The sequence below is a fragment of the Verminephrobacter aporrectodeae subsp. tuberculatae At4 genome (assembly GCF_000193225.1).
Taxonomy (GTDB): domain Bacteria; phylum Pseudomonadota; class Gammaproteobacteria; order Burkholderiales; family Burkholderiaceae_C; genus Acidovorax; species Acidovorax aporrectodeae.
Genome location: NZ_AFAL01000427.1, coordinates 1 through 9,819, shown reverse-complemented (window position 1 = coordinate 9,819; position 9,819 = coordinate 1). Strand labels below are relative to the sequence as shown.

7 protein-coding genes and 2 tRNA genes are annotated in these 9,819 nt (G+C 68.5%); 7 read left to right on the top strand and 2 right to left on the bottom strand.

Going from position 1 to position 9,819, the window contains the following annotated elements; translation table 11 throughout:
* The first annotated feature begins 164 nt into the window (after positions 1-164).
* The 7 genes from pgsA (at position 165) to VTU_RS0113470 (ending at position 6,623) form a co-directional block, all read left to right on the top strand.
* Positions 165-731: a CDP-diacylglycerol--glycerol-3-phosphate 3-phosphatidyltransferase gene (gene pgsA, locus VTU_RS0113500; RefSeq protein WP_029554390.1), complete on the top strand. Its 567-nt coding sequence runs from the start codon at positions 165-167 to the stop codon at positions 729-731.
* 61 nt (positions 732-792) lie between these two features.
* Positions 793-1,890: a tartrate dehydrogenase gene (locus VTU_RS0113495; RefSeq protein ID WP_010104987.1), complete on the top strand. Its 1,098-nt coding sequence runs from the start codon at positions 793-795 to the stop codon at positions 1,888-1,890.
* A 175-nt stretch (positions 1,891-2,065) separates the two neighbouring features.
* Complete coding sequence (locus VTU_RS0113490) at positions 2,066-2,473, top strand: HU family DNA-binding protein (protein ID WP_456119849.1); 408 nt, start codon at positions 2,066-2,068, stop codon at positions 2,471-2,473.
* Between the two features lie 17 nt (positions 2,474-2,490).
* Positions 2,491-2,566: transfer RNA gene (locus VTU_RS0113485), tRNA-Val, on the top strand.
* A gap of 64 nt (positions 2,567-2,630) precedes the next feature.
* Positions 2,631-4,556 carry a SurA N-terminal domain-containing protein gene (locus tag VTU_RS0113480; protein WP_010104983.1) on the top strand — a complete coding sequence of 642 codons (1,926 nt, stop codon included), beginning with the start codon at positions 2,631-2,633 and terminating at the stop codon, positions 4,554-4,556.
* A 53-nt stretch (positions 4,557-4,609) separates the two neighbouring features.
* A tRNA-His gene (locus VTU_RS0113475) sits at positions 4,610-4,685 on the top strand.
* Positions 4,686-4,889: 204 nt separating this feature from the next.
* Positions 4,890-6,623, top strand: a complete 1,734-nt coding sequence (locus tag VTU_RS0113470; protein WP_010104981.1) for a cation:proton antiporter domain-containing protein — start codon at positions 4,890-4,892, stop codon at positions 6,621-6,623.
* A gap of 60 nt (positions 6,624-6,683) precedes the next feature.
* Here the strand turns inward: VTU_RS0113470 and VTU_RS0113465 are convergent, their stop codons facing one another.
* Both VTU_RS0113465 and VTU_RS0113460 read right to left on the bottom strand, forming a co-directional pair.
* Positions 6,684-7,733: a response regulator gene (locus tag VTU_RS0113465; protein ID WP_010104979.1), complete on the bottom strand. Its 1,050-nt coding sequence runs from the start codon at positions 7,731-7,733 to the stop codon at positions 6,684-6,686.
* Positions 7,730-9,819, bottom strand: a 2,090-nt coding sequence (locus VTU_RS0113460; RefSeq protein ID WP_029554389.1) for an ATP-binding response regulator, incomplete at its 5' end; no start/stop codon positions are given. The genes VTU_RS0113460 and VTU_RS0113465, both read right to left, overlap by 4 nt.

Genomic DNA, 9,819 nt, shown 5'->3' with positions numbered 1-9,819 from the left:
TAAGCCCGACCCGCGCAACTTTTCTGACGCCAAACTTGCATTTCTTGCCGCCCTCCGGCGCGCGCCGGGGGCAAAACCCATCCAGGCTGGACGCGGCAAAGGGCCCCGTTCCGCGCCGCAAGCCGCCCGCCGGGGCCGCGCGCCAGCGTGACACAATCGCCGCCATGTTCTGGACTATCCCCACCCTGATGACTTGGGCGCGCATCGTCGCGATACCTTTGATCGTGGGGGTGTTCTATATGCCGCTGAACCCGGCGATGCGCAACCTGATTGCCACCGTGCTGTTCGTGCTGTTCGCCGCCACCGACTGGCTCGACGGCTACCTGGCCCGCAGGCTGAACCAGACCTCGTCCTTCGGCGCCTTTCTGGACCCGGTGGCCGACAAATTCCTCGTCTGCGCGTCGCTTCTGGTGCTGGTGCAGTTGCAGCGCGCCGACGTGTTCGTCGCGCTCATCATCATCGGGCGCGAGATCGCGATCTCCGCGCTGCGCGAATGGATGGCGCAGATCGGCGCCAGCAAGAGCGTGGCCGTGCACCTGGTCGGCAAGATCAAGACCGTGGTGCAGATGCTGGCCATCCCCTTCCTGCTGTACGACGGGCGCCTGCTCGGCGTAATCGACACCGGCCTGTGGGGCACTTGGCTGATCTGGGTGTCGGCGGTGCTGACGGTCTGGTCCATGGTGTACTACCTGCAAAAGGCACTGCCCGAAATCCGGGCGCGTGTGCGGTAGAAGAGGCACCCGCAACCGGATCGGCCCCCTTTTCAAGAGCCCATTTTTCAGGAGCCAATGCGTGGCAACAAAACATCGCATTGCCGTCATCGCCGGCGACGGCATCGGCAAGGAAGTCATGCCCGAGGGCCTGCGCGTGCTCGACGCGGCGGCGCGCCGGTTCGGCATCGACCTGCAATTCGACGCATTCGGCTTCGCCAGCTGGGACTATTGCGAGCAGCACGGCCAGATGCTTCCCGACGACTGGAAGGAGCAGATCGGCGGCCACGAGGCGATCTACTTTGGCGCCGTCGGTTGGCCCGAGAAAATCGCCGACCATGTCTCGCTGTGGGGCTCGCTGCTGCTGTTTCGGCGCGAGTTCGACCAGTACGTGAACCTGCGCCCCGCGCGCCTCATGCCCGGTGTGACCGCGCCCGTGGTGCGGCGCGACGGCAGCCCGCGCCTGCCGGGCGAGATCGACATGCTCATCGTGCGCGAAAACACCGAGGGCGAATACTCGAGCGTCGGCGGCCGCATGTACGCGGGCACGGCGCGCGAGATCGTGATGCAGGAGACGGTCATGTCGCGCCACGGCGTCGACCGGGTGCTCAGGTTCGCCTTCGACCTGGCCCGCACGCGCCCGAAGAAGCACCTGAGCAGCGCCACCAAGTCCAACGGCATCGCCATCACCATGCCCTTCTGGGACGAGCGCGTGGCCGAGATGGCCAAGTCCTACCCCGACGTGACGCAGGACAAGTTTCACATCGACATCCTCACGGCGCATTTCGTGCAGCGCCCCGACTTCTTCGACGTGGTCGTCGCGAGCAACCTGTTCGGCGACATCCTGAGCGACCTGGGCCCGGCCTGCACCGGAACCATAGGCATCGCGCCCAGCGCCAACCTGAACCCGGAGCGCACCGCGCCCTCGCTGTTCGAGCCGGTACACGGCTCGGCGCCGGACATTGCGGGCAAGGGCATCGCGAACCCGATCGGCCAGATCTGGTGCGGCGCGATGCTGCTCGACTTCCTTGGCTACCGCGCAGCGCACGACGCCGTGCTGGCCGCCATCGAGGCCGTTCTCGACCCGAAGGGCGGCGGCCCGCGCACGCCCGACATGGGAGGGAAATCCAGTACCCGGGACGTGGGCAGGGCCATTGCCGAAGCGCTCGGCACCGCCTGAAGCGTTTGCGGGATTGGGTACCCGGCATGCAATCGAGCCCCTGCGGCCCGTTTCGGGCGAAATCGCCCTGCAAGCCCCGTCGCTGCTCGAAATGAAATGTGGCTAAAATTCGCCGCCGCACCGACACAAAACGACGTGCCGTATTGACACCCGGAAACTCGATGGCTTTAATCCGATGCGGCAGCGTCTGCTTGGCTCAGTCACTTCCCCGTCCTACCTCCCCGCCGCGCATGCGCCGGGATGGGCCGTCGGACCGGTGAAGGCCAGAACCCCCGAGACATTCCATCAACTCTTTTCCGAGAGGCTCTTTGTGAACAAAACCGAATTGATCGAGCATATTGCTACCAACGCCGACATCTCCAAGGCCGCCGCCGCGCGGGCTCTGGAATCCACGATCGAAGCGGTGAAGAAAACTTTGAAGAAAGGCGGCACCGTTTCGCTTGTCGGTTTTGGTTCCTTCCTCGTGACCAAACGCGCAGCCCGCATGGGCCGCAATCCGCGCACCAAGGTACCGATTAAAATCAAGGCCGCCAAAGTGGTGAAGTTCCGTCCCGGCAAGGCGCTGAAAGACGCCCTGAACTGAACACCGCGGCTCTGGCAGGGTCCTTAGCTCAGTTGGTAGAGCGGCTCCTTTACACGGAGTAGGTCGGCGGTTCGAGACCGTCAGGACCCACCACCACCACCGACCGAAGGCGAACGCAAGTTCGCCTTTTGCTTTTTCCTCTTGCGAAAGATCGACCATGTTTGAAGCCATCCGCAAGCACTCCAAGATCGTCATCGTCTTGTTGTTCTTGCTGATCATTCCCTCGTTCGTGCTGGTGGGCATGAACAGCAACTACTTCTCCGAAAAGAGCCCGGTGGTGGCACGCGTCGATGGCAGCAAGATCCGCCAAACCGACTGGGACAGTGCGCACCGCACGCAGAGCGACCGCATCCGTGCGCAAGCGCCCACGGTTGACCCGAAACTGCTCGACTCCCCCCAGGCGCGTTACGCCACGCTGGAGCGCCTGGTGCGCGAGCGCGTGCTCACGGCGGCCGCGCACGCGATGCGCCTCGTGACGAACGACGCGCGCCTGGCCAGCAGCCTCCAGGAGATTCCGGAGATCGCGCGGCTCAGGCGCGCCGACGGCACGCTCGATGCGGATGCCTACCGCGCCCTGACCGCCGGCCTGGGCCTGACACCGGAAGGCTTCGAGGCCGACATGCGCCGCAGCCTCTCCGTCAACCAGGTCATGGACGGGGTGCGGCGTACCGCCTTCGGCACGCAGGAGTCGGCCCGGCTCGCGCTCGACGCGCTGTACGGGCAGCGCGAGATTCAACTCGCGCGTTTCAACGCGGCCGATTTTTCCGCCAAGGTCGCCGCCACGGACGCCGAACTGCAGGCCTACTACCAAGCGCACACCACGCAGTTGCAACGCACCGAGCAGGCGAGCGTGGAGTATCTGCTGCTGGACCCGGGCAGCCTGCGCGCGGCAATCCACCTGAGCGAAGAAGACCTGCGCACGTACTACCAGGAGAACCAGGCGCGTCTGGCCGGCAAGCAGGAGCGCCGCGCCAGCCATATCCTCGTCAACGCGCCCCGGGACGCCCCGGCTGCGGAGCGCGAGAGGGCCAAGGAACGGGCCGCGCAACTGCTCGCCCAAGTGCGCAAAAACCCTGCGGGCTTTGCCGAAGTGGCCAAGAGTGCGTCGGACGACAAGGGCTCGGCCGAGGCCGGGGGCGATCTGAACTTCTTTTCCCGGGGCGCCATGGTCAAGCCGTTCGAGGACGCCGTCTTCGCGCTCAAGAAAGGCGAGATCAGCGACCTGGTGGAAACCGACTTCGGATACCACATCATCGTGCTGACCGATGTCAAGGCGCCGCCCAGCTTCGAGGAACTGCGCCCCTCCCTGGAAGAGGAACTGCGGCAGCAGCAGGCGCAGCGCAAGTTTGCCGAGCTCGCCGAAGCGTTCAGCAACGCCGTGTACGAGCAGGCCGACAGCTTGCAGGCCGTGGCCGAGAAGTTCCAGCTCCCGCTGCAAACGGCCGCGGGCGTGACCCGCAGCCCCGCGCCCGGTGCCCAGGGCCCGCTGGCCAACGCCCAGTTCCTGCAAGCCCTGTTCGCCCCGGACGCACTGCAAAACAAGCGCAACACCCAGGCCGTGGAAACCGGCCCGAACCAGCTGGCAGCCGGCCGCGTCACCCAGTACACCCCCGCGGCGACCCCGCCATTCGAAGAAGTGCGTGCCCACGTGCGCAGCCTCTACCGGGCGGAAAAGTCCGTCGAACTGGCGCGCCAGTCGGGCCAGACCAAGCTGGCGGCCTGGAAGGATGCCCCCGCAACGGCGACGGGCCTGACCGCCGCCGCCCTGGTGTCGCGCGAGCAGAGCCAGAACCTGCCGCGCCCCGTGATCGACGCCGCCCTGCGTGCGCCGGTGGATGCGCTGCCGGCATGGGTGGGCGTCGATCTCGGGGCCGAGGGCTACGCCGTGGTCAAGGTGAACCGCGTCGTCGCGCGCAAGGCCCCCGACGCGCAGCGCGCGCAGCAGGAGCAGCAAAAGTACCTGCAGTGGCTGACGGCGGCCGAGGAGCAGGCCTACTACGCGCTGCTCAAGCAACGCTTCAAGGTCCAAATCCAGGTCGCCCGCCCGCAGGCCATCGACCTGGCGGGCGCTGCGGAGAATTGAGCGCCGCGCCCCGGCTTCGGGGCAAAAAGCCCTGGCTATAATCCAGGGCTACGGTGGCTGTAGCTCAGTTGGTAGAGTCCAGGATTGTGATTCCTGTTGTCGTGGGTTCGAGCCCCATCAGCCACCCCAAACGCGCACCGGCGCTGCAGCGCACATGCTGTTGCAGCGCCGGTTTCGGTTCTTCAGGTCGGCGCCACTTCCCTGGCAAGCCAGACTTGCCATGCGGATTGCAGCCGCCGCACGGTGCATGTCCCGCTCTGGGCTGCGGGGTGTGCTTGCCATAACGAGGTCCCATGCACACGCGCCCACCACCGCCCTGAAGCGAATCTCCCCATGCCGCACAGTGTCCCCCTCATCCACACCATCGCCGCTGCACTCGGGCTGGCTTTGGTGCTGGGGTTCGTCGCTGCACGCCTGCGTCTGCCCGCGCTGGTAGGGTATCTGGTCGCCGGTGTGCTCATCGGTCCGTTTACCCCGGGTTTCGTCGCCGACGCCGCCATGGCCAGCCAGCTCGCCGAGATTGGCGTGATGCTGCTGATGTTCGGCGTGGGCCTGCATTTTTCCTTTGGCGATTTGCTCGCCGTGCGCAAGATTGCGCTGCCCGGCGCCGTGGTGCAGATGATGGTCGCGACGGCGCTGGGAATGGCGCTGGCCACCTGGTGGGGCTGGGGGCTTGGCGCGGCCCTGGTGTTTGGCCTGGCACTCTCGGTGGCGAGCACGGTGGTGCTGCTGCGGGCCCTCGAGGCCCGGGGAATCCTCAACAGCTACACCGGTCGGGTCGCCGTGGGCTGGCTGGTCGTGGAAGACCTCGCCATGGTGCTGGTCCTGGTGCTGCTGCCGCCGCTGGCCGAGTGGCTCAAGGGGGGATCGGACGCGCCGCTGAATGCCGCGCAGCTTTGGCAGACCCTGGGGTGGACGCTGCTGCAGGTCGGCGGCTTCGTGGCGCTGATGCTTCTGGTCGGGCGGCGCCTGTTCCCCTGGATGCTATGGCAGGTGGCGCGCACCGGTTCGCGCGAGCTGTTCACCCTGTGCGTGGTGGCGGCGGCCGTGGGCATTGCCTTCGGGTCAGCGGCCTTGTTTGGCGTGTCGTTCGCGCTCGGCGCCTTCTTCGCCGGCATGGTGATGCGCGAGTCGGAGTTCAGCCACCGCGCGGCGCAGCAATCGCTGCCGCTGCGCGATGCGTTTGCCGTGCTGTTCTTCGTCTCCGTCGGCATGCTCTTCAACCCGGCCGTTCTGTGGGAGCGGCCCCTGCAAGTGCTCGCGGTGCTGGCGATCATCATGCTCGGCAAGACCCTGGCCGCCGCCGCGCTGGTGCTGGCCCTGCGCTACCGGCTGAACACGGCGCTCACGGTGTCTGCGAGTCTGGCGCAGATTGGCGAGTTCTCTTTCATCCTGGTGTCGCTGGGCTCGTCCCTGGGGCTGCTGCCGCCCGAGGGCGCGAGCCTGGTGCTCGCCGGGGCGCTCATCTCGATGGCGCTGAACCCGCTGCTCTTCCACGCCATTGCACCGCTGGAAGAATGGCTGCGCACGCACTGCGTGCTGGCGCGGCGTCTGGAGCAGCGCAACGACCCGCTCGCGGAATTGCCGATGGGGACGAATTCGCAGCTGCTTGCCCGGCAGGTGGTCCTCGTGGGCCATGGCCGGCTCGGGCGCCGCGTGGCGAGCGCGCTGACTGCGCATGGCATTGCGTTCGTGGTCGCCGAGCAGAACCGCAAGCGGGTGGAGTCGCTGCGCGCCGAGGGCATTGCTGCGGTGTTTGGCGACGCGGAGGATCCCGCGGTGCTGATCCAGGCGCATATCGCCCAGGCCTACCTGCTGGTGATTGCCACCCCCGACACCATGAACGTGCGCCAGATCATCGCCACGGCGCGCGCGCTGAACCCGACCATCGAGACCGTGGTGCGCAGCCACAACGAGGACGAGGCGCACAGACTCGCGCAGGAATGCGACCGGACCGAGGTATTCCTCGCCGACGAGGCCCTGGCCCAGTCCATGACACGCCACGTGCTCGACCGGACGCAGGCACGCCCGGGGGGCAGCCCCCACCCCGTGCCTGGCCGGGCCTGAAGCCAAGGTGCTGCGTGCGCGATACCGTGGGCGCGCCCACGGGGCCTGCTGGGCAGTATCTCAGCCCCCGAACTGGGGGTGCAGCAAACGCACCCGGTTCAGCGCCATGGCCGCTGCGGCGGTGCGCGTTTCCACACCGAGCTTGGCGAACACGCGCTCCAGGTGCTTCTTCACCGTCGCGGGGCTCGCGCCCAGGATGGCGCCGATGTCGCGGTTGATCTTGCCCTTGACGACCCAGTAGAGCACCTCGGCCTCGCGCGCGGTGAGCCCGAACGCAAGGCCCATGGAGCCGATGATCTGCGCGTCCGAGGACTCGCGCATGACGATCAGCCAATCGCCCCCGCCCGCGCTGTCGCCCGCCTGCTGGTGCAGCCGGAACGTGAGGCGGCGCGCGCCCTGTTCGACGTTCAGCTGCGCGGGCTCGGTGCGCGCGGGCGCCGGCGGTCCGGCGGAATTTTCGGCGAGCACGTGGCGGCGCAGCCAGTCGCGCACCGACTCGGGCGCCCAGGGGCCGGTGGCGCCGAACCAGCCCTGCAGCAGTTCGCGCGCCAACGGGGTCTGCCACAGGATGCGGCCGTCGCCGGCGCGCAGCGTGATGCTCGCGCAGCCGAAGGCGTCGAGCGCATTGCGCGCCTGGTGCGCCTGGCTCGCGTCCTGCCGGGCCCGGCGGGCGGCGCCCAGGTGCACGCCCATGCGGGCCAGCACCTCGCGCGGCTTGATGGGCTTGGTCACGTAGTCGATTCCCCCGGCCTCGAGCGCGGCCACCAGGTGCTCGGTTTCGGTCAGCCCGGTCATGAAGATGATCGGGATGTGCGCCGTGGCGGGCGCGGCCTTCAGGCGCCGCGCGACTTCAAAGCCGTCCATTCCGGGCATCAGGGCGTCGAGCAGGATGATGTCGGGCAGGGCCTGCGCCGCACGCTGCAGTGCGGCTTCGCCGCGCGTGGCGAGCAGCACGGTGTAGCCCGATTCGTCGAGCGCGTCGTGCAGCATGGCCAGGTTGTCGGGAACGTCGTCTACGACCAGGACCACGTCGCTGCCCCCGGGCACGGCGGGGGCCGGCGCCGACAGCGCCGCCGGCGGCGCAAGGGGGACAGCTGCGTCGCAGATCATTCTGGCGCCTGCCCAAGAATCCGCTCCATGGCGTCGAACTGGAACTCCTGGGCCAACTGCCGCATGCGCCGCACGAAGGCGCCGTGCGCGGGCTGGTCGCGCCCGATCGCGTCCAGCCGGTCGATGATTCCGCGGTAATGGCCCAGTTCCAGCACCCGCGCCAGCGCGGCCAGCGCGGCCGCGTCGGGGTACGTGAAGGGCTGCGGCGCTGCGCTCGTGGTCGTGGTCGTCGGGGTCATCGTCGGGGTCATCGTCGGGGTCGTGGCCGGCACGGGGAGGAGCCCGGGCGGCGCGGCGCTGGTGACCGGGGTCGGGACCGGCGCGGGGAGCACGGACGGCGCTGCGTCCTGCTGCCATTGCAGATCCAGGCGGCGCTCGAGCCAGTCGAGCAGTTCGCTGTGGCGCACGGGCTTGACGATGAAGTCCTCGGGGTCGATTCCCACGTCGTTGTCCAGGGCCTTGTCGAAGGCGTTGGCCGAAACGATGGCGATGTGCGCGTCAACGCGCGCGCACCGGCGGTCGTCCCCCAGCGCGCGGATGCGGCGGATCGTCTCCCAGCCGTCGATCCCCGGCATGGCCAGGTCCATGAGGATCGCGTGCGGCCGGTAGCCGCTGGCCAGCAGGTCCAGCGCGGCGTGGCCGCTGGCGGCCTGGCGCAGTTCAAAGCCCAGGGAAGCGAGCAATTGCACGAGCAGTTCGCGGTCCTGCTCTTCGTTGTCGACGAGCAGGATGCGGCGCCGCACGCCGACGTAGCCCCTGCGCACGCGCGGGGCCGCTACCGCCGGCGCGGCCTTGCCGGACGCGTCGGCGTGCACCTCGGGCAGGAAGAGCTTGACCTGGAACACCGATCCCACGCCGGGCTGGCTGCTCACGCTGAGTTCACCGCCCATGAGCACCGTGAGCATCTTGGCAATCGTCAGGCCCAGCCCGGCACCGGGTGCGCCGCTCGTCGTGCTGCCACCCGATCCGCCGCGGGCAAAGGGCTCGAAAATGCGCTCGATTTCGCCCGCGTCAAGGCCCGGCCCGGTGTCCTGCACGTCGATGCGCGCGATCTCGCGCGCATGGCGCACGCGCAGCGTGACCGTGCCATGCACGCTGAACTTGACGGCGTTGCCCAGCAGGTTGATGAGGATCTGGCGCAGGCGCTTTTCGTCGGCGCGCACCACCTGCGGCAGCACGCCCTGCGGCTCGAAGGAAAAGGCCAGCCCCTTGGCGGCAGCCTGCAATTCGAACAGGCTGGCGATCTCGTGCAGGCCGTCGGCAAAACGCATGGGCGCCACGTCGAGCCGGAGCTTTCCGGACTCGATGCGCGCGATGTCCAGCGTGCCCTCGACGAGCGACAGCAGGTGTTCGCCCCCGCGCCGGATCACCCGCACCGCCTGCCTGCGGTGCGGCGGCACGCCAGCGTCTTCGTCCATGAGCTGCGCGTAGCCCAGGATGCTGTTCAGCGGCGTGCGGATCTCGTGGCTGATGGCGCTGATGTAGCGGCTCTTGGCCTGGTTCGCCTGGTCGGCGGCGTGCTGCGCCGCCTCCGCCACCCGGCGCGCCTGCTCGGCGACCTGGCGCGCGGTCTGCAGGGCCGCGTCGGTCTGGCGGTGCAGTTCGATCTCGCGCACGAGCAGGCCCGTCTGGCGGTTCGACTCCTCCTGCGCCACCTGGCGGCTCTTGTGCGCAAGCACCAGCCACCAGGCGACGATTCCCGCGATCACGAGCAGCGCCAAATAGGCCTTGAGCAGCCCGGAGCGCAGCACCACCGCGGCCAGCGGCTCGGCGCCGGAGCGGGCGATGCTGGCGAGTTCCTGGTGGTACAGCAGCCCGAGCACCGCGGCCAGCAGCGGCGCGATCACCAGCATGAGCAGCAGAAAATGCCCCAGGCCCGTGTCCAGGTAGCGCCAGACGGCGCGCGGCAGCAGCCAGCGCAGCGCCGCGGACCATTGCACGGCCAGGCGCGCGTGGGGCTTGCACAGGTCGCCGCAGCGCGCGTCGAGCGTGCAACACAGCGAGCAGATCGCGCCCCCGTACGCCGGGCAGCGGGCCATGTCGGGCGCCTCGTACGCGCGCTCGCAGACCACGCAGCGCTGCAACG